General features: G+C 50.5%; 19 protein-coding genes. 6 read left to right on the top strand and 13 right to left on the bottom strand.

The window, feature by feature from the left end:
* Positions 1-38: 38 nt before the first annotated feature.
* The 5 genes from ACWAU4_RS21915 to ACWAU4_RS21895 are packed head-to-tail and all read right to left on the bottom strand — an operon-like array spanning position 39 to position 4,912.
* Complete coding sequence (locus ACWAU4_RS21915) at positions 39-1,184, bottom strand: glycosyltransferase family 9 protein (protein WP_101053258.1); 1,146 nt, start codon at positions 1,182-1,184, stop codon at positions 39-41.
* 8 nt (positions 1,185-1,192) lie between these two features.
* On the bottom strand, positions 1,193-1,969 hold the full coding sequence (locus tag ACWAU4_RS21910; protein ID WP_101053256.1) for a glycosyltransferase family 25 protein: 777 nt from the start codon (positions 1,967-1,969) through the stop codon (positions 1,193-1,195).
* A 17-nt stretch (positions 1,970-1,986) separates the two neighbouring features.
* The gene (locus ACWAU4_RS21905; RefSeq protein WP_226565416.1) at positions 1,987-2,847 is read right to left on the bottom strand and encodes a glycosyltransferase; all 861 of its coding nucleotides are present in this window, start codon (positions 2,845-2,847) and stop codon (positions 1,987-1,989) included.
* A gap of 25 nt (positions 2,848-2,872) precedes the next feature.
* On the bottom strand, positions 2,873-3,826 hold the full coding sequence (gene rfaD, locus ACWAU4_RS21900) for an ADP-glyceromanno-heptose 6-epimerase (protein ID WP_101053254.1): 954 nt from the start codon (positions 3,824-3,826) through the stop codon (positions 2,873-2,875).
* Between the two features lie 51 nt (positions 3,827-3,877).
* Positions 3,878-4,912, bottom strand: a complete 1,035-nt coding sequence (locus tag ACWAU4_RS21895; RefSeq protein WP_101053252.1) for a glycosyltransferase family 9 protein — start codon at positions 4,910-4,912, stop codon at positions 3,878-3,880.
* A gap of 313 nt (positions 4,913-5,225) precedes the next feature.
* Between ACWAU4_RS21895 and coaD the strand changes: the two genes are divergently transcribed.
* From coaD to ACWAU4_RS21870, 5 genes are all read left to right on the top strand, one after another.
* Complete coding sequence (coaD, locus tag ACWAU4_RS21890) at positions 5,226-5,717, top strand: pantetheine-phosphate adenylyltransferase (RefSeq protein ID WP_101053250.1); 492 nt, start codon at positions 5,226-5,228, stop codon at positions 5,715-5,717.
* 5 nt (positions 5,718-5,722) lie between these two features.
* Positions 5,723-7,216, top strand: a complete 1,494-nt coding sequence (locus tag ACWAU4_RS21885; RefSeq protein ID WP_101053248.1) for a capsule assembly Wzi family protein — start codon at positions 5,723-5,725, stop codon at positions 7,214-7,216.
* Between the two features lie 199 nt (positions 7,217-7,415).
* Positions 7,416-8,147: a glycosyltransferase family 2 protein gene (locus tag ACWAU4_RS21880; RefSeq protein WP_117200940.1), complete on the top strand. Its 732-nt coding sequence runs from the start codon at positions 7,416-7,418 to the stop codon at positions 8,145-8,147.
* A gap of 1 nt (position 8,148) precedes the next feature.
* A complete protein-coding gene (locus tag ACWAU4_RS21875; protein WP_208143359.1) occupies positions 8,149-8,823 on the top strand; it encodes a TVP38/TMEM64 family protein in 675 nt (224 codons plus the stop codon).
* Positions 8,823-10,544, top strand: a complete 1,722-nt coding sequence (locus ACWAU4_RS21870; protein WP_412486204.1) for an ArnT family glycosyltransferase — start codon at positions 8,823-8,825, stop codon at positions 10,542-10,544. The genes ACWAU4_RS21875 and ACWAU4_RS21870 overlap by 1 nt, the downstream gene beginning before the upstream one ends.
* A 7-nt stretch (positions 10,545-10,551) precedes the next feature.
* Here ACWAU4_RS21870 and mutM read toward each other — a convergent pair whose 3' ends face one another.
* Genes mutM through ACWAU4_RS21830 form a run of 8 tightly spaced genes read right to left on the bottom strand, consistent with a single transcriptional unit; the run spans position 10,552 to position 17,515 of the window.
* On the bottom strand, positions 10,552-11,367 hold the full coding sequence (mutM, locus tag ACWAU4_RS21865; protein ID WP_345851632.1) for a bifunctional DNA-formamidopyrimidine glycosylase/DNA-(apurinic or apyrimidinic site) lyase: 816 nt from the start codon (positions 11,365-11,367) through the stop codon (positions 10,552-10,554).
* 16 nt (positions 11,368-11,383) lie between these two features.
* Positions 11,384-11,842: a hypothetical protein gene (locus ACWAU4_RS21860; RefSeq protein ID WP_454290388.1), complete on the bottom strand. Its 459-nt coding sequence runs from the start codon at positions 11,840-11,842 to the stop codon at positions 11,384-11,386.
* A 53-nt stretch (positions 11,843-11,895) separates the two neighbouring features.
* Positions 11,896-12,882 (bottom strand): GTP 3',8-cyclase MoaA, encoded by a 987-nt coding sequence (moaA, locus tag ACWAU4_RS21855; protein WP_144164600.1) that lies wholly within the window; start codon positions 12,880-12,882, stop codon positions 11,896-11,898.
* 8 nt (positions 12,883-12,890) lie between these two features.
* Positions 12,891-14,696, bottom strand: coding sequence for a bifunctional molybdopterin-guanine dinucleotide biosynthesis adaptor protein MobB/molybdopterin molybdotransferase MoeA (locus ACWAU4_RS21850; RefSeq protein ID WP_107352592.1), 1,806 nt, complete (start codon positions 14,694-14,696; stop codon positions 12,891-12,893).
* A gap of 9 nt (positions 14,697-14,705) precedes the next feature.
* The gene (gene mobA / locus ACWAU4_RS21845) at positions 14,706-15,299 is read right to left on the bottom strand and encodes a molybdenum cofactor guanylyltransferase MobA (protein WP_025009084.1); all 594 of its coding nucleotides are present in this window, start codon (positions 15,297-15,299) and stop codon (positions 14,706-14,708) included.
* The gene (locus tag ACWAU4_RS21840) at positions 15,283-15,990 is read right to left on the bottom strand and encodes an ABC transporter ATP-binding protein (protein ID WP_107006324.1); all 708 of its coding nucleotides are present in this window, start codon (positions 15,988-15,990) and stop codon (positions 15,283-15,285) included. Before ACWAU4_RS21840 ends, mobA begins: the two co-directional genes overlap by 17 nt.
* A gap of 8 nt (positions 15,991-15,998) precedes the next feature.
* Positions 15,999-16,706 (bottom strand): ABC transporter permease, encoded by a 708-nt coding sequence (locus ACWAU4_RS21835; RefSeq protein ID WP_025009085.1) that lies wholly within the window; start codon positions 16,704-16,706, stop codon positions 15,999-16,001.
* Positions 16,703-17,515: an ABC transporter substrate-binding protein gene (locus ACWAU4_RS21830; RefSeq protein ID WP_045283803.1), complete on the bottom strand. Its 813-nt coding sequence runs from the start codon at positions 17,513-17,515 to the stop codon at positions 16,703-16,705. The genes ACWAU4_RS21835 and ACWAU4_RS21830 overlap by 4 nt, the downstream gene beginning before the upstream one ends.
* A gap of 281 nt (positions 17,516-17,796) precedes the next feature.
* Between ACWAU4_RS21830 and ACWAU4_RS21825 the strand changes: the two genes are divergently transcribed.
* Positions 17,797-19,179 carry a sigma-54-dependent transcriptional regulator gene (locus ACWAU4_RS21825; protein WP_025009087.1) on the top strand — a complete coding sequence of 461 codons (1,383 nt, stop codon included), beginning with the start codon at positions 17,797-17,799 and terminating at the stop codon, positions 19,177-19,179.
* Positions 19,180-19,181 lie beyond the last annotated feature (2 nt).

Below are 19,181 nucleotides of genomic sequence, written 5' to 3'. Positions count from 1 at the left end.
TAAAGTTTTCCCTGCCTAGATTTATGTTCAACATATGCTCAATTGTTGATTAAAGGCTGAAATTTTTCTGTTTCACCATAGAAGTTTAGGATTTGCTTTTCCACTGCATTTGCGACTTGGTGTGGGGCAATAGAGCTTGCTTTACCTGTACCTTCAAGGATGATGCTATCCCCCAGTGGTTGCCAGAGCTTAAAGTCGCTGGCCATTAGAGTTACTTGAGGCTTAGACATACATACAGCGAGATGAGCAGTAGCTGTATCTACGCTTATAATTAGATCGCAAAGACCTATGATAGCAGGAAGCTCAAAGAAATTATTCAGTGCAGTAAAAGTCGTGATCTGTTTTGGATTTAAATCTCTATCTGCTCTTATCTCTGCAGTGACAGATTCAAGCTTATCTGGCGGTGTGTTGACTATGAATACCAGGTTGGCATATTTTGAATTCAGCAGCTGGATCAGTTGTTTCACTTGAGGCCAAGGGTAGTCTTTTTTCGTCGCCGTTGAGAGATGATTGATAAAAATAATGAGTTTATTTGAGTCACCCTGTGTGAGTGAGGTTATCACGGGTTGGACACTAGATTGATATTCTGGACTAATATTAATATCGAGTTGTTTGTTGCCGTTAATGAGATCTTTGGTATCTAATCCTAGAAATTGATTAAAGCAATGACCATAGAACTCTGTAACATGTGAGCTTTTTTTAGCTATATCACGGTAGTTGAGAATACCATCGAGTTTGCCAGCATGGATTTTACTGCTAAATAGATTTCTTAGGGTGTAGTTCATGGTGGCGACAACTACGGCTGTCGATGAGATTTGACGTGCAATCTTTGCAAATTGTTCGCTACGATTCTTCCCTACGAAAATGATGATATCGTAGTTTTTTTCTCGAGCGGCTTGGATTGCTGCTTGACGTTGATTCAAATTGCTCACTATGGGATAGACGTCGTCGAAATCCCCTATTGCATTTATCCATTCCGATAGAATTTTGTTGCGGCCTTTGGCCCAATCGTGGGGCTTACTGCGACAGTCATCAAACCAGATATCGATACTAAGATGAGGGTATTTTGCTTTAAAGGCGCGTAACCAAACACCTTGGTAGACAAAGTCACCAATGGCCAAGTGTGTCATGTACAAGACACGTTTAGCTTTCAGTATGCTTGAATGTTCAATTATGACAGACACAAGAATCTCTATTTTAGATAGTTGGTAAACTGTGTGAATTTTTTGTCAAGCTTAGGCGTTGCAAAAAGCCGCGCCAGGGCACGTTGCCAGTTAAGATATAGCTTGGTTAATTTACGTTGCTTCATCTTTTCAAGCCCCCCATGAGGGTTGATGTCCGATAGGCCCGTCAGATCGACTGAAACGCAGTATGGGATGAGTCCAAAAGGATAAATACCTAGCGTCCACCAGGATTTTAGGTGCCCATCAACTGGCTGTACCACATAAGGCATGTTTTTGATAAGTGCTTTCGCTCCTTTTTTACTCACTACCTGTGCTACAGCGCTAATTGGAAACTTATGATAGCTAATAAATTTGTGCTTATGGTAAGTATAAGCATTCCTAATATTACTCTGGCCACCTTTGCGGAGTGGATAAAGCTTAATGAAATCCCATTCTTTTGTGGGTAGGTTTCGCATTAAGTCGACCACTTCGGAGAAATTGTCTTCTAGGTAGATGTCATCCTCAAGGATGAAGGCAAAATCCAAGTCATCATCGATAATTTTTTGCCATGCTTTTTTGTGGCTAAGACTGCAACCGACCTCTCCTTTACTTAGCGCCCTGTAATAGTTTTTTTGCACTAATTTGGCAGGAGAAACCTGTTCAATTTCTTCATCTGTTAGTAGGTTGCCATCAACACCTTCTATGCGTTCGAAGGGGACTCCAACACGATTGAGTTGCTCGGAAATACGGGCCATCCGCTCAGTAGAGCGGGCTAGATTGATAACGAAAACCTTATACTTCATCATGAGTTTTAGCTATTTCCTTAAATGGTGACGAAGGCTTTAGCCAAGGCACTGATGATCGTTCTCGGTAGCTTATAACGCTTATGTGCTTTGTCGATAAACAAGTCCCAGCCGTCACTTTTTATTTCTTTTAAAATGTCAGCATCTATTTGGTTAGCAAATATGTCGCAGAAGTCGTTTACAAATCTGACTTCACGTTTTAAAGAAGAGTTAGTATAGCCTCTACCAGCATAATGGATGAAGCTGGCTTGTTTATAATTTTCTGCCCCTAAAACATCCATGCGGTTAAACCGTGAAGATATGCTTTTATTTTTGAGCTTATCACGTTGTATCAGGTAATTTACATAAGTTTGTTCATAGTACTTTATGTGATTACAAAGTTTCTGAAGATCAGATAATGAGGCAATATCAAATACCGGACATTGGCGTGAAATTAGCATGCAGCCTAGGTTATAGTAGACAGGGCGTCCATTTTCTTTTGGCCAGTCTTTTATTTCACCCATGATCGCAGAGATTTTGTCTATCACAGGTTGACGTTCTAGCAACTGTCCTTCATTAAATAGATAAATAGTATCTAGTTCATTATAAACTTCAAAAATGTTGTCAGCATCTGGAGTAATAATGATATCGGCATCCAGGTACAGTACCCTATCGTATTTTTTCAATAACTCCTTGATATATAACTTCTCTGTCCATGCAGGGCTGGCGGTATGTTTTGGATTTGTGATGGTGATTGGGTAATGGAGCTCCTTTGAAACGATAAGATCAGCACCGACTTTTTCGGCATATCTTTCGAAACTGAGTAACGCGGCACGGTACATGGGATTTTCATCACCAATAGCAAGCGTAAAAATAGCTGTTTTCAATTGATTGTCTTTCATTACAAATGGGCTCCTCAAGGCTTAATTACTGACCGATAAAGTGTTGCGCGGCCAGCCAGTCCAGATACTCGGGTACTCCTTGCTCGACTGTTTTAAAGGCCTGAGTATATCCAGCAGCCCTAAGCCGAGTGAGATCCGCCTGGGTATAGCTTTGATAGGCGCCTTTGAGCTTATCCGGGAAAGGAATATATTCGATTTCCCCCTTACCGTGATAAGCGATCACCGCATTGGCCACATCGTTGAAGCTCTGTGCTTGACCCGTACCACAGTTGTACACCCCTGAGACACTCGGATTTTGCCATAGCCAGAGGTTGACCTTGACTACATCTTCGACATACACGAAGTCTCTCAGTTGTTTACCATCTTCGAAGCCGTCGTGGCCCTGAAATAGGCGGCAGATGCCATTCGCCTTGATCTGATTGTTGAAGTGGAAGGCTACGCTAGCCATGCCGCCCTTATGTTGTTCTCTTGGTCCATAAACGTTGAAGTAACGTAGTCCGGCCACTTGAGTCGTGAAGCTATGTTGCCTGACATATTGATCGAAGAGGAACTTGGAGTAGGCATAGACGTTGAGCGGCTTTTCCAGCTCCCGCTGCTCGACAAACTTATCGCTGCCGCCGTAAACAGAGGCCGAAGATGCATAGATAAACTGGCTGCCGGTACGCTCACAAAAGTGGAGCAGGGTTTTGGAATACTCGTAGTTGTTAGCCATCATAAACTTGCCGTCCCACTCTGTGGTCGACGAACAGGCGCCTTGATGGAAGATCACTTCAACCTTGTTATCGAATTGTCCTTGGGTTATCTGTTCGATGAAGTCTGCTTTATCCAGATAATCGGCGATTTCACAGTCGGCGAGATTAAACATCTTGGTGCCGTCGGTCAGGTCATCTACGGCAATAATATCACTACGTCCTAAGTTATTGAGCGCTTTAACTAAGTTGCTTCCAATAAAGCCTGCGGCACCTGTGACTACTATCATAAGTATTTTCCAATTTTCGTGTGACTCATATCAATTTTGAGTCGCTAAATGTTATAAATCCGAGGTGAGTGGTTGGGGCTCACCATAAAAGGTATCTAGAAACTGTGCAATTTCCTGTGCCGCAGCGTCAAAATCGATTAGTGCCATATTTCGGCCAGTTTTTTTGCCTATCGGTGGAGTAAAGGCTAGACGCTTGTGGCTCTGGGTCAAAGTTTGCCAGCGAATCTTGGGCGCTGAACGCCTCCCAGCGTAAAACCCTACAGTTGGCACATCATGAAGCCCTGCGATATGTAAAGGGCCTGTTGAACCTGCGATAAACATGTCGGCAGCGACCAGTGATTCGGCAAAGTCGGCAAGGCCGGCTAAAGGTTTAGCCATTACCACTTTGACTCCATTAGCTTGTAAATCTTTATTGATTATTTGCGCTAATGCTTCTTCGTCACCGTTGAAGGTGAGTACAAACTTACAGTCGATTTTAGTATTGGCGTTTATCTGTGTTAATAGGTAGGCAAAGTCCTTTGGGGCGAGCGCACCGGATGACCCGCCTGTACCCGGATGAGCAAAGATTAACTTTTCACCTGCAGAATGTTCGTAATAGGCTTGCCATTTGTCTCGCACGGCTTGCTTATCCCAATATTGTTTGGGAAGTGCTGGGATACTGTATCCAAAGTGATTAAGGAAGTGCTCTACCAGTAGGCAAGCTCCACGCCAACAGGGCTCTCCCTTACGATACTGAACGTTGGCTCTATGTTTATAGAGATATTGGTACCAGTTATGCTTAGGAGCGAGTTTATAGGCAACATCTATGTGACGTAAGATTTTGTAGATACGGTATTCGGATTGAGAGATGAGAATTGCGTCATATTGCCTGGCGGTGATGGCTTCGCCAATCTCTTCGTCATTGCCGTTATCGACAATGACATGGTCAACATAAGGGCATACTTCAGCAAATGGCTTTACGGCTGGAGAGACAAACATTTCAATACTGGCTTGCGGTAAAGCATGCCTGAGTAAATACAGTGCAGGCCACATGAGGACAAAGTCGCCAATTTTATCGTGTTTGATGACCAATACTCTTTTTAACATATGAAAAAATCAACTCATTGTAAAAACTTAAGTGGTCCATTGATGTCTACATCCTCGCGAACATCAATGGATCACTCACGAAAAAAGGCGTGTCAGTATACCAATTTAAACTCCATAGATCTGTGTTTTCGTCTTTCATAATCAGGTTTCGTCTGAAAGATTTGCATGGGTCGCTAAATGCCTTGAACTCAGACTCTCCTGGGTACAACCGTTGTTAAGGATTAACCACACCGATTCGATGTCAATGGTTCAATCCTGGGAGAGAACTCGGTAAACTAGGCGCGATTACACCATCAACTTAGGGCAGAGAGTCATGTACACGAAAGCCATCTATCCCGGAACATTCGACCCTGTCACCAATGGGCATACGGATCTTATCCAACGTGCCGCTGCGCTATTTTCTCACTTGGTGATAGGTGTGGCGGCCAGTCCATCGAAGCAGCCTTGTTTTACTCTGGAAGAAAGGGTCGCCATGCTCAACAAGGTGACCTCACATCTGGACAATGTCGAGGTGGTTGGCTTTACCGGGCTACTGGTGGACTTTGCCAAAGAACAGAGTGCCAATGTGTTGGTTCGTGGGCTGCGCGCTGTGTCTGATTTCGAATATGAGTTCCAACTGGCCAATATGAATCGTCGGCTCCACCCTGAACTGGAGAGTGTCTTTTTGACTCCGGCAGAAGAAAACTCTTTTATTTCATCGACCTTGGTCAAGGAAGTCGCGCTGCACGGGGGCGATGTCAGTCAATTTGTTCATCCGGATGTTGCCAAGGCCTTGGTTACCCGAATCAAAAAGCAAGGAAGTTAATTTCAATGAGAAGTTTTTTGTACAAAAGCTTGGTACTGGGCATTGGCCTGGGAATGAGTACTATGAGTCAAGCGGCGCCTTGGGTTGATAGTTCTGACATTTATTTAAGAGCCGATATACAAGCGCTGGCCGATGCCGGGGTAATCACGGTTCCGGTCAATACCTATCCCTTGATGTGGGCAGGTATCGGTGCCGACTTGGCCAAAGTTGAGCCGGCCACCCTGACCCCGGCGTTGACCGACGCCTTTTCCAGGGTGAATTTTTACTATCGTCAGGCGATAGACAGTCGCGGTAATGCGGCCATCAAGGCAACGGCGGCAACCGATGCTGCCAGGTTTCAACATTTTGGTTCTGACTATCGTGAGGAGGGACAACTGAGTGCCTCCTATGAATATGTCGGAGAACGTTTTGCCTTCAAGGTTGCAGGAACCGGGGCATATGATGCTCAGGATGATGAGAACGCCCGTCTGGATGATTCCTACATGGCTGTGGTACTGGGCAATTGGATAGTGACCGCAGGCACTGTGCAGCAGTGGTGGGGCCCAGGGTTTGATTCGGCCTTGCATAAATCAAATAATGCCAGGCCCATGCCGTCTGTGATGCTCAGTCGCAACAATGCCGCTGGCTTTGAAACCCCTTGGTTATCCTGGATTGGCCCCTGGACCTTGACTACCGGCATCAGCTGGATGAACGACGACAGGGCCATTGAAGATACCCTGCTGTGGAATATGCGCGGCAGTGTCAGACCCTTCAAACAGTTGGAAATAGGCCTTTCCTGGACCACGCAATTTTGTGGTGAAGGCCAGGATTGTGATCTTAGTTCGTTCTGGGATGCTATTTCAGGGGGGACCGAGTGTGCCGATGGAGAAGCTAGCTGCGACCCTTCTATGAATTCCAAGGTGGGCAACCAGATGGCGGGCTTCGATATTCGTTATGCCGACACTCTGTTTAACGTGCCTTTCGGCCTTTATCTGGAGCGCACCTGTGAAGACTCCAGCGGTTCGGCGCCATGGCAGATTGCCGACTGTGCCATGCTGGTGGGTGCTGATACCCGCTTCAACCTGGCGCAGCAACAATATAAGCTGTTCTTCGAGTATACGGATACAATGGTAGCCTGTGGCAGCGACCCTAATGTGTTTAACTGTTTCTATGAACATAGCACTTACCTGAGTGGTTCACGTTACTATCAACGTTCTTTGGGCTCCACCTATGACAGCGATGCCAAGGTTTATGTGTTGGGCTTGGTGGGGCAATTTGCCGACAGCCACGGCATCAACGCTTACCTGCGCTATGCTCAACTCAATAAAGACGGCAAGTCTCCTGCTCATGGTTGGGCACCTCAGCCTGCCAAGGAAGACCTATTGATGTTGGAGCTCAGCTATCGAATGCCCTTGCTGAAGGGAATGATGACTTTTGGGGGAACCGCTTCCCGTTCGGAATTCGATACTGATAACGATACCGATGCCAGCCTATTTGGCAGTTACGAATACAGATTCTGAGCAATAACACCTTCCCCAAGCCGGCTTAGCCGGCTTTTTTTATGCCTGTAATCGGAATGTTATCAATGTTGGTTTTGATGGTTGCGTAAAAAGCAGCGTTGACATAATTTAGCCTTAAGAAACGACTTCTATGCTGCAGTTCAAGCCTATGTTTCATAGGCTTGAACTGTTTTTAGGTCAGTATCCCGGGAGCTTATTTTTGATTTCAGTCGTAATACCCGCCAAAGACGAAGCCGGCAATATAGGCCCTCTCATTAACGAAATCTGTCAGGCCTTGGCAAGTACAATTCCATTTGAAATTCTGGTTGTGGATGATGGCAGCAGCGATAACACTGCTGAAGAAGTGTTACAAACCGCAGAGCAAAATGGCTGTGATGCCAGAGTTATCCGTCATAAACGCAGTACAGGCCAGAGCACGGCTATCTGCACGGGAGTGCGCGAGGCCAAGGGGGAATATATAGTGACCCTGGACGCCGATGGGCAGAATGATCCTGCCGATATCCCCGCTATGATCCGGCTTATCCCGCAAATGAGCAGTGCTGATTTTTGTATCGCAGGTTATCGAAAACACCGTAAAGACACAGCTTGGAAACGCTTTCAATCCCGTTTTGCCAACCGGGTACGCGATGCTTTGTTGCACGATGGCGTTCCGGATACCGGCTGTGGCCTTAAACTGTTTCCACGAGCCAGTTTTCTGAAACTTCCCTATTTCAACCATATGCACAGGTATATTCCGGCGCTTATCCGCCGCATGGGGGGAGATGTGCGCATTTCCGTGGTTAATCACAGAGACAGACAAGCCGGTATTTCAAAATATACTGCCTGGAATCGACTCTGGGTGGGAATCGTCGACATCTTGGGGGTGATGTGGTTGATCCGCCGGGCCAAAATTGCCGAGATAGACAGCATTGAACACAGCCGCCGGGATTAAGTTGAAGCGTTTGCTAAAGACACTGTTGTTGCTCTCTGTCTTGCTTGGGCTGATGTTGGCCGTTCAGGCAGGCTGGTTTGAGCATCTCACCGACAGTAATTGGGTTGCCAACTATATTCAGCGCCAAGGGAGTGGTGGACTGGCGTTACTGTTTGCTGTGGGCACCCTGTTTACCGCAGTGGGCGGCCCGAGACAGATCATTGCCTTTGTCTTCGGTTTTGCTCTGGGGGGGGCTGTTGGCGCCCTGTTTTCTACTTTTGCCGCCTTGGCGGGTTGCCTTCTCAGCTTTTACTGCGCCCGCTTGACGGTACGCGAATTCTTGCAAAAACGTTTTGGTATACGGCTGCAACGTTTTGAACGGATGATCATCCATCGCACCTGGCTCAAAGTATTAATGATCAGGCTGTTACCTGTGGGCAGTAACCTGTTGACTAATCTTTTCGCCGGGGCAACCCGGGTTCCTGTCGGCGGTTTTTTGCTTGGCAGTTTCATTGGTTATTTACCGCAGATGCTGATCTTTGCCTATGCCGGGGCCGGTTTGGGTTTGTCTGATCAGTATCAACTTGGCATCAGTCTGGTGCTCTTGCTGCTTTCCAGCTTTATAGGAACTTACCTTTACCGTAATCGCCTGAGTCGTCAGGTGGATGATTTGGTCACAGATAAACAGGAGCTTTGATGAATTGGCTGCGTAGCTACTTTGACAGTGATAGTTACACCAGGGTGTTTTGGGCATTGTTCTGGCTGACCCTGTTTATTATGTTGCTGGGAATTGGATTCCGCTCTCCCTGGCCTGCTGACGAACCCAGATTTGTCGAAGTCGCCAGAGAAATGGTCAGTAGCGGTCAGTGGTTGTTTCCCAGTCGCGGCGGCGAATTTTATCCTGATAAACCGCCGGTTTTCATGTGGGCCATAGCACTTTGCTACGCCTTGATTGGTGATCTCAAGCTGGCTTTCTTGCTGCCCAATGCTCTGTGTGGTTTGTTGACAGTGATGCTGGTCTACGATCTGGGCGCCAGACTTTGGAATGTTCGCACCGGGCGCAATGCCGCTCTGCTGCTGCTATTGGTGCCGCAATTTTTGATGCAGGCCAAGAATGCCCAGATAGATGCCATGGTGATGTGCTGGGTTACTTTAGGGTGTTATGGTCTATTGCGCCATTTCCTCAAAGGGCCGAGTTGGGGCTGGTATTTCGCCGCCTGGGGCTTTATGGGGTTGGGGGTTATCACCAAGGGGGTTGGCTTTCTGCCTCTGCTGTTGCTGTTGCCGTTGGCATTTTACAGCTGGCAACGAGGCTTATGGCGAGAGAGCTGGCGCTGGCGGGCGCTATTGGGGCCGGTTGTTATGCTAGCCGTAATTGTGCTCTGGTTGGTTCCCATGATACTGACGGTTCAAGCATCCGCGAGCCCGGAGCACCTGGCTTACATGAACAATATTCTGTTTAAGCAGACGGGTGAGCGTTACGTTAATGCCTGGGATCATATCAAGCCTTGGTATTTCTTTGTTTTCAGTGTCATTCCCTGGCTCTGGTTCCCACTGCCTTTATTGGCATTGGCTTACGGAAAGCGACTCTGGGCAGCTATTAAGGCAGATCCAGGCATTGCCGTCTTGCTGTTATGGGTCTTGTTGGTGGTGGTATTTTTCAGTATCAGCCCCGGCAAGCGCAACCTCTATATTTTGCCGGCACTGCCTATGGCCGCGCTGGCCATTGCGGCTGCACTGCAGAAGGCACACTTGTGTCTGTGGTTTGAGCGCTTGGTTTCCGCCTTGCTGTGGTTGTTGGGGGGCTTGCTGCTGACTTTAGGCGTGCTGGCATTGCTGCACCATCCCAAATTGCTCGAGAGGTTGGCGGACTATACCGATGATCTCACAGGTATCGGCTATCTGTTTATGGTGCTCGGTTCCTCCTGGCTAATTTTGATTTGGTGGTTAAGGAAGCAGCCTTCGCTGTTCAGGGCTGGCGCTGTAACTATCCTGGGATGGCTTCTGGTCAGTACCTGGGGCTATCTTTTACTCGATGAAATACGTACTCCCAAGGCCTTGATGCAGCATACTGCCGAGGTGATAGGTGAGGAAGCCGAGCTTGGGCTGATCCGCTTCAAGGAGCAGTTTATTCTGTTTTCTCCCATAAGTATTACCCATTTTAGCTATTTGGCATCCACCGCCGAGCAGGAGCGCCGGGCCTGGCAGTGGCTGCAACAAGGTAAACAACGTTATCTCCTGGTTCCTGGGTGGGTAACCCTTGAATGCTTTGATTTGAGTAAGGGTCAGAACATGGGCTCGGCTCACAGGCAAGATTGGTATTTGCTGGCGGCATCGGCGAGTTTACCCGAGTGTCAGGCACCCAAGACCATGGTCAGTTACTACACGCCGCATCCGGGACAGTGGATGCGGGAATAGTCTTGAGTCAGCGCGTTTGGCACAGGCTGCAAAACACTGTGGTGCGCTGTCCCAGGCGTATTTCGGATAACATATGGCCACATTGGGTACAGGTTTCCCCACCGCGGCCATAGACGTGCAGCTTCTGGGCAAAGTAACCCGGTTTACCTTCGGCATTGGTGAAATCTTTCAGTGTGGTGCCGCCCTGTTTGATGGCCTGAGCCAGGATCAGCTTTATCTCGGCGACCAGCACTGTCAGCCGCTCTTTATCTACTTTACCGGCCTCGGCCTGCGGGTGGATCCCGGCGGCAAACAGGGCTTCGTTGGCATAGATATTACCGACACCCACCACAATGGCATTGTCCATCAGACAAAGTTTTATCGCCTTCTTTTTGCTCTTGAGTGCCGCTCGCAGTTGCTCGACATTGAAGGCATCCGTTAAAGGTTCGGGGCCCAGTTTGGCCAGCAGCGGATGTGCCGTTTCCGGCAACTCGCACCAGAGCCAGGCACCGAATCTGCGCGGATCGTTGAACCTCAGCACCCGGCCGTTTTCCAGCTCCAGATCTATATGATCGTGTTTCTCCGCCGGTGTGCTACGGGGCAAAATCCGCAGGCTGCCGGACATCCCCAGATGCACTATGCAGGTACCTGCATCTGTATCCAGCAGTAGGTATTTGGCGCGGCGGCGCACGGCTCTGATGGTCTGTCCTATGATATTGCGGGCCGTTTCGGGTACCGGCCAACGCAGTGAAGGATTACGAACGATAAGGTTACTGACAGTTTGATCAACAAGATACGGCGCAACCCCGAGGCGGGTCACTTCCACTTCCGGCAATTCTGGCATAAGGCTTTCTGCTCTATCAGCTTGTGGATACACTCAGCAGAGGTATAACACCACTTCTGAGGCTAGGGGGAATAAGATACCAGTTCCCGGCGGCAGATTTAAGCAGTCCCTGATGGGGGTAGAACAGCCAAAGTTGTGGCTCGGCAGCGCCGCTGACTTTCAACAGCAACTCTCGTGGCCGCTCATCTTGGGTGAGTTCAGGCTTACTGGCTAATGGTGATACCCGAATACTGAGCCAGGCTTGACTCCAGTCGGCGCAATTGAGCACCTTGGGATCACACTGCCATTGGCCATTGGCGGCCTGTGCCAACCAGATCCCGCCCAGTTGCAACTGCTGCAGTTCAGTATTGTTGTCAAACAGCTCGCGGGTATCGGGTACCGAGTTCATGCGTTTATCCAGCAAGGTCAGTACCGACACCATCAGAATGGAGGCCAGAATAATGATGTTATTCCACTGTTTGCGGGTCAGTGCCATGGGCAAGAATGTTTGGTTGAGGTCGAATCGCCAGTGTAGCACGGTGGCAGGTATCAGCCACCTGTGCTGTTCATAAACCTCAAGATCTGCACCTGATTGGGATCATCGAAGTGATGCTCTTTGGGCTTGCGCTGAATTGCCTCGAAGATAGCCTGCTTCAATACGTCTATATCACCAGGATGGCTGCGGATGATCTGCTTCAGATCCAGCGAGTGTTCATTTCCCAGGCACAGCAGCAAGCGGCCTTCGGCCGTGACTCTGACCCGGTTGCACTCATGGCAAAAGTTATGGCTGTGGGGTGAAATAAAACCTATATGGATAGGGCTGTCGGCCATGCTGTAGTAACGTGCCGGGCCGCCGGTACGCTTGGATGACAGGCTCAGTGGCCAGCGTTGATTGATAATTTCCCTGACATCACTGCTGCTCATGTGTCTTGGCAGAGAACGCTCTTCCATCACGCCCAGAGGCATCTCTTCGATAAAGGCGATGTCCAGCTGCTTTTTACGGCAATATTCCAGCAGATCGATGATTTCGTTTTCGTTGCGTCCCTTGAGGATCACGGCGTTGATCTTGATCCTGTCAAAGCCGGCTGCTTTGGCGACATCTATGCCCTTGAGCACCCGCTCCAGTTTGCCGTTACGGGTCAGGGTGGTGAAGAGTTCGCTCTTTAGAGTATCCAGGCTGATATTAAGGCGGTTCAAGCCGGCGGCTTTCAGCGCCGGAGCCAGCTTGGCCAGCCTGGAGCCGTTGCTGGTCATGGAAAGATCCTTCAGCCCGGGTAGCGCCGCCAGCTGCGCCACCAAGCGGTCGCAATCGCTGCGTACCAAGGGTTCGCCGCCGGTGAGGCGTACCTTGCTGACACCAAGCTCGGTAAAGGCGCGGCCGATAAAGGCCAGCTCCTCCAGACTCAATACCTGTTCCCGCTCCAGAAAACAGGGATCTTCACTCATGCAATAGATGCAGCGAAAATCACACCTGTCGGTAATAGAGAGGCGCAGATACTCTATTTTGCGGCCAAAGCCGTCACTCAGGCTGTTCAAGGGCAGGCTCAGAGCAGGTCTGCAAACGGGTGTACATAGACGGTTTCACCCGCCTCTATGCGTTCATCTGCCTCGCCGATAATCACCAAACAGTTGGCCTTGACCATGGAGCTGAGCATGCCTGAGCCCTGGGCACCGGTCGTACGTACGTGTAATTGGCCGTCATCTCCCAGGGTCATGATGCCGCGGCTGAATTCGGTGCGGCCGCTGCGGCTGCGCATGGCTTCATCGGCAATCGCCGGCAATAGTCTTGGTTGCCAGCTTGGTTCACCGGCCAGTTTACGCAATGCCGGTTGAACAAACATCAGGAAAGAGACCATCACGGCTACAGGGTTGCCGGGCAAGCCGAAGAACAATGTTTGGTCTATCTTACCGAACGCCAATGGGCGTCCCGGGCGCATATTGATGCGCCAGAAGTTGATTTCCCCCAGCTTGGCCAGCACTGTCTTGATATAGTCGGCATTGCCGACAGACACCCCGCCCGAGCTGATGATCACATCGGCCTGAGTCGCCGCCTGGCTCAATGTTTGGCTCAGAACCGCTTCCGAGTCTTCGATGATCCCCAAGTCCAGCACTTCACAGCCCAGACGTTTGGCCATCGCCTTGATGGTATAGCGGTTGGAGTCGTAGATGCAGTTGGCCTTGAGCTCAGTGCCGGGTTGGCTGACTTCATCGCCGGTGGAGAATACGGCAATTCTGGGGCGGCGCTTGAGGGGCATCTCAAACAGTCCCAGCGAAGCCAGCAGGCCTTGCTCGGCAGCGCCCAAACGAGTGCCACTGCCCAGGGCAACGGCGCCTTGGGCTATATCTTCACCCGCCAGACGAACGTGCTGGCCGCGGTAGATCTTGCCACTGAAGCTGACCTTGCCATCGGTTTCGGTGGCAAGCTCTCTGGGTTGAATGGTATCTGCACCCAGAGGAACCGGCGCACCTGTCATAATTCGTACCGCTTCACCCGGCTGCAGCTGGCCAGAATATTGATGACCGGCCAGCACTTCTCCTTTCAGTTCAAAGGATTGTGACATGTTGTCTTGAAACGCGAAGGCGTAACCATCCATTGCCGAGTTGGTCTGCTGCGGTACGTTCACCGGTGATATGGCGTCCTGGGCCAGAATACGATTGTCGGCTTCATCGAGCGTCAACAGCTCTGTCTCTGTGACGGGTTTGACTTGCTCCAGAATATGGTCGATGCCCTGACGTACCGACAGATTCCGTTCACTGCCGAGCTCACAGGCGCTCAAGGGCAGGGCTCTTGCTGAAGAGGGCTTGGATTCGGGGCGATAATCGCGAACATACTGCTGCACAAAGTCAGCAATTTGCGCCACATTGTTGAGATCCAGGCGGCGGATCTCTCCCGGCAGCTTGGTTTCATCACAGCAGGCAATTGCGAGGATATTGGGATCCTCGGTATGGATAAAGGGTTTGCCATGGGCGGCTCGGTGTAATTCAATTTTGGGCAGCGCCAGTTTCTTGAAGCCTTCCACCAACACCAGATCGGCCTTGTCCTGTTCCAACTGGCCGAGTAGATGCAGCAGGTCCGGATCTCTGTCCAGCGGATCTTCCGTCATCAAGGCCCAACGCACATGGGAGGCCACCAACATCTGTCTGGCGCCGGCCTTGCGCATTTCATAGCTATCTTTGCCCGGCTCATCAATATCAAAGTTGTGATGAGCGTGTTTGATCACTGCCAGTCTCAAACCACGACGATTCAGCTCAGGGATCAACTGCTTCAACAGTGTGGTCTTGCCTGTGCCGCTGTAGGCACAGAAGCCCAACACGGGAATGGACAGGGGATTGGTAAAGACAGTGCTCATAAAAACCTCTTAAGCTTGGGATATTTCCGCCGCGAGTTGTTGTTTTTGTTCGTTGGTATTGACGTTAATAAAGGCGCTGGGTTGATCGGCGAATGATTCAACCACTACCGGGTGTTCACTGTACCAGAGATCGATACGGCGCCTGCCGGAATCGAGAAAGGCCTGCATCGAATCCCTCACCGTCGGTTTGAGCAGCATAACCACCGGCTGCTCCCGCTCGCCGTCGGATGCCACGGCGAGATCCGCCTCTGACGCCTGCAGCTTTTGCGCCATACGCTCGACCAGGTCTTTGGGCAGCAAAGGGCAGTCGCAGGGCACCACCAACAGCAGATCGGCATCTGTCTTGTCCAGGGCGCTGATCATTCCCGCCAACGGCCCGGGATAACCCTGTTCCAGGTCGGCAATGACAGGAAAACCGAACTCAGCATAACGTGTTTGATTGCGGTTGGCGTTGATCAGGATCTGATTCACCTGAGGTTTTACCCTGTCGATAACATGGGCAATCATGGGGCGCCCCAGCAGGTCCACCAGGCCTTTGTCTTCTCCGCCCATACGCCTGGCCATGCCTCCGGCGAGTATCACCGCATCAATGCGCTGCGACATAGTTGTTCTCCTGCAGTTCTTCCGTGGCCAGAGTCAAATTGGCTGAGGTTGTCAGTTGTTGTGATTCGATATGCCAATGTTGATGACAAAGTGCCGTTAGTTCTGAGTGCTGGTGGCTACTGATAAGCAGTCCGGTACCTTGTTGCTTTAATTCGGCAATCATAGCAAAAACGGTTTGCTGCGATGCCCTGTCCATATTGGATATGGGTTCATCGAGCATGAGTAACTTGGGTTTCAACAGCCAGGCTCTGGCCAGTGCCAGCCGTTGCCGTTCACCGCCGGACAGAGTTGAGGCGTTGGTCTTGAGCAGTTGCCCCAACTGGGCATGTTCTATCGCGCTTTGCATCCTAGTGTGCTGTTCGGTCTTATCCAGGCTGCTGTATTTCTGCGCCAGTTGCAGATTGTAGCTGACATTGCCTTCAAACAGGTACGGGTGTTGATGCAGGTAAATAGCCTTGCCGAGCAAGGTATCGCGTCGCCACCAGGGCGCAGGCGGAAATCCTTGGGTATAGATGGTACCGGCACTGGGTTTGAGTAAACCGGCCAGCAGCTTCATCAGAGTGGTTTTGCCGCAGCCATTGTCACCTTGCAGATAGATGACCTCACCCTGGCAAAACTCCAGTTGCCGGGTGCGAAATAACAGGCGTTCACCAAAACGCATCTCAAGATCTTGGGCTATCAGCTTTATCATCAAGCGTCCTAATGACTTCTGGGGTTGGCCCTGCCACGCAGAGTACCCAGAGCAAAATTCAGTATCAGTGCCAGCACCAGTAGCACCAAGCCAAGGGCTATCGCCTGGGCAAAGTCGCCTTTACTGGTTTCCAGTGAAATCGCGGTGGGAATGTTACGGGTGACATGGGCTATGTTGCCACCAACCATCATGGAACAGCCGACTTCAGTAATGATACGGGAAAACGCGGCGATAATCGCCAGTAACAGAGGTACTCTCAGCTCGCGGCAAACCACCCAGATGGCCGAGGTCCAACTGGCGCCCAGAGTGCGGCTGGTTTCCCAGGCGCGGCGGTCGACACTGGTGAAGGCGGCATGGCTCATGGCTATCAGTACCGGGGCACAGATCATCATCTGCCCGAGGATCATCCCCTTCTGGGTAAAGAGCCAGCGAAGATCACCCAGAGCACCGTTACGGGTCAGCAGTAAATAGGCCAACAGGCCTACCACCACAGTGGGAATGGATTGCAGGGTCTGTACCAGATTGGTCACCAGCCAGCGGCCGGGGAATTGCACAAACGCCAGGGCGAACCCCAGTATCATGGACGGCAGCAAGGTGATCAGCAGCGCCGCGAAAGATACCGAGAAAGAGACGGAGATAATAGACCAGACTTCGGGGTCTCTGGAAAACAGCAGGCCTAGGGCCTGCTGTATAAGGGCTAACCAGCCTTCACTCATTTGCCGTAAGTTGCCTTGAACAGTTGTTCGCCTTGAACTTTATAGCTGTTGATCATGCTTTGTGCTTCTTTGCTAATCAACCAATCACTGAAGGCACGTGCACCTTTGTGATTCAGATCAGGGTATTTGGCAGGGTTGATCAGGATAACCTGGTAAGGGTTGGCCAAAGTGGCACCGCCGTCGAAGTCGATGCCCAGGTCCAGTTTGGCTTTGTAAGCCACGAAAGTACCACGGTCAGACAGGGTGTAACCTTGCAGTTCGTTGGCCATCAGCAGGGTTTTGCCCATACCTTGACCTACAGAAGTGTAACCTTTGAAGTCTGGAGTCACGTTGGCGGCTTTCCAGATGATCAGCTCTTTCTTGTGAGTACCTGAGTCATCACCACGGGATACGAAAGGTACACCTGACTTGGCGATTTTGGCGAAGGCTTCTTCGGCATTTTTGCTGTCACGGGCCTTGGCTGGGTCGTTCTTGGGGCCAAGGATAACAAAGTCGTTTTCCATGATGCCGCGAGGCTCAACACCGAAACCGTCGGCGACGAACTTGGCTTCTGCGCCAGGAGCGTGAGTCATCACCAGATCCACATCACCCTGAGAACCCAGTTTCAGAGCCTTACCTGTACCTGTGGCAATCACTTGTACCTTATAGCCTGATTCAGATTCAAATTTTGGCAGCAGGTAACCCAGCAGACCTGAGTTTTCAGTACTGGTGGTAGTGGCCAGCTTGATGGTTTCCTGAGCGGAAGCCGGGGCAGAGATCATCAGGCCTGCCGCAATGGCAAGACCCAGCAGTTGTTTCAAGTTCAACATTATTGCTCCTTGGCGTGATTTTAATAAGTGGGCCTAACCCATAAGCCTGCGGGCCACGGCCTTGTACTCGCACCCATTAAAGCAATTTGGGTGCCAAAAACGAATGTTTGCTATAAACCGATATTGAGGGATCCAATATGTGAACTGGATCCCAAGCTTGGTAAATAAGTATCAGACAAATTGTCCCAACCGGCTTTTTCTCTGGTTCATAGTGACCAATTTTTACCGTATCAATGATAGAATCTATTTCAATTGAGTCAAAATGTCCTGAAGCCGACAATATGAGCCAGATAGAAAAGCCACTTAAGTCTAAGCCAATGCCTTCTGCCGTGTCCGTGTTGATTGTCGACGACGAGCCCGGTATGCGCAGTTTCCTCAACAAAGCGCTGGCAAAGAAATTTGCCCTGGTAGAAACCGCCGCCAGCATAGAAGAAGCCGAACAATTGCGCAGCCGTTGTCACTTCGATCTGCTGATAGTGGATATACGTCTGCCTGGCCGCTCAGGTATTGAGTGGCGTGAGGCGCTGGATGATCAGGAGCGGCGCTCCGACATCATCTTTATGACTGGCTATGCCGATATGGAAGTGGCGATTCAGGCACTCAGGGCCGGCGCTTCCGACTTCATCATGAAGCCTTTCCATCTGGAGCAGATGATGAAGGCGGTCGACCGCTGCATCGAGCGGCGCTTGCTGAAGCGGGAAAACCTGATGCTGCGCCGGGAAGTGTCCAGTGGCTATTCCTCCACCATCATAGGCAACAGTGATGCCATGATGGAGGTCAAGCGGGTGATAGAGCGGGTGGCACCGACCAATGCGGTGGTGCTTATCGAAGGTGAGTCCGGCACGGGCAAGGAGCTGGTGGCCAGGCAACTTCACCTGCTCAGTGGTCGTCAGGGTCCCTTTGTGCCTGTTAACTGCGGCGCCATTGCCCCTGAGCTGCTGGAGAGTGAACTCTTTGGTCATACCGCTGGCTCTTTTACCGGTGCCAAAGGCAATCGCGAAGGTCTATTCAGCTTTGCCTCCGGAGGCACCATCTTCCTCGATGAGATTGGGGAGATGCCGCTGAAAATGCAGACGGCCTTGCTGCGGGTGTTGGAGCAAAAGGCGATTCGTCCGGTTGGCAGTGAAAAAGAAGTTAATATTGATGTCCGGGTGATAGCGGCAACCAACCGTAAGCTGGCCGATGAAGTGGAAGCCGGGCATTTCCGCCGCGACCTCTTCTACCGTCTCAATGTACTCGACATAGTGATCCCGCCATTACGGGAAAGACCGGATGATGTGGTGGAATTGACCCATCACTTTACCCGCCAGTTGGCCGCAGAGCTCGGGGTGAAAGAGGTGGTCTGGAGCCATGAGGACCTGCTCAAACTGCAGCAACATCAGTGGCCTGGGAATATTCGCGAATTGCGTAACATGATAGAGCGCTGCATTCTGCTGGGTAAACCACCGGCGGAATACTGGAAAGAACAGCCCAAGGCCGAACTGAATGCCCAGCCTGGCTATCCCCACGACTGGGCGCTCAAGGATGTGGAAAAAGACCATGTCACGGCCGTGGTTGACTCCCACGGCGGCAATAAGTCGGCGGCAGCCAGGGTGCTGGGAGTATCTCGCAAAACACTGGATCGTAAATATAAAGAGTGGTTTGACTGCGAGTCGGAGGTCTGAGC

Source organism: Shewanella sp. FeAMO, from assembly GCF_053653955.1.
Note: the sequence above shows the minus strand (reverse complement) of the source record. Positions and strands in the feature narration are given on the sequence as shown.

What these genes read in the sequence shown, in the direction of transcription:
- ACWAU4_RS21910 (WP_101053256.1), bottom strand. Translation starts at nt 1,969, where the DNA reads ATGATGAAGTATAAGGTTTTCGTTATCAATCTAGCCCGCTCTACTGAG.
- ACWAU4_RS21905 (WP_226565416.1), bottom strand. Translation starts at nt 2,847, where the DNA reads ATGAAAGACAATCAATTGAAAACAGCTATTTTTACGCTTGCTATTGGT.
- rfaD (WP_101053254.1), bottom strand. Translation starts at nt 3,826, where the DNA reads ATGATAGTAGTCACAGGTGCCGCAGGCTTTATTGGAAGCAACTTAGTT.
- ACWAU4_RS21895 (WP_101053252.1), bottom strand. Translation starts at nt 4,912, where the DNA reads ATGTTAAAAAGAGTATTGGTCATCAAACACGATAAAATTGGCGACTTT.
- coaD (WP_101053250.1), top strand. Translation starts at nt 5,226, where the DNA reads ATGTACACGAAAGCCATCTATCCCGGAACATTCGACCCTGTCACCAAT.
- ACWAU4_RS21885 (WP_101053248.1), top strand. Translation starts at nt 5,723, where the DNA reads ATGAGAAGTTTTTTGTACAAAAGCTTGGTACTGGGCATTGGCCTGGGA.
- ACWAU4_RS21870 (WP_412486204.1), top strand. Translation starts at nt 8,823, where the DNA reads ATGAATTGGCTGCGTAGCTACTTTGACAGTGATAGTTACACCAGGGTG.
- mutM (WP_345851632.1), bottom strand. Translation starts at nt 11,367, where the DNA reads ATGCCAGAATTGCCGGAAGTGGAAGTGACCCGCCTCGGGGTTGCGCCG.
- ACWAU4_RS21860 (WP_454290388.1), bottom strand. Translation starts at nt 11,842, where the DNA reads ATGGCACTGACCCGCAAACAGTGGAATAACATCATTATTCTGGCCTCC.
- ACWAU4_RS21850 (WP_107352592.1), bottom strand. Translation starts at nt 14,696, where the DNA reads ATGAGCACTGTCTTTACCAATCCCCTGTCCATTCCCGTGTTGGGCTTC.
- mobA (WP_025009084.1), bottom strand. Translation starts at nt 15,299, where the DNA reads ATGTCGCAGCGCATTGATGCGGTGATACTCGCCGGAGGCATGGCCAGG.
- ACWAU4_RS21840 (WP_107006324.1), bottom strand. Translation starts at nt 15,990, where the DNA reads ATGATAAAGCTGATAGCCCAAGATCTTGAGATGCGTTTTGGTGAACGC.
- ACWAU4_RS21835 (WP_025009085.1), bottom strand. Translation starts at nt 16,706, where the DNA reads ATGAGTGAAGGCTGGTTAGCCCTTATACAGCAGGCCCTAGGCCTGCTG.
- ACWAU4_RS21830 (WP_045283803.1), bottom strand. Translation starts at nt 17,515, where the DNA reads ATGTTGAACTTGAAACAACTGCTGGGTCTTGCCATTGCGGCAGGCCTG.
- ACWAU4_RS21825 (WP_025009087.1), top strand. Translation starts at nt 17,797, where the DNA reads ATGAGCCAGATAGAAAAGCCACTTAAGTCTAAGCCAATGCCTTCTGCC.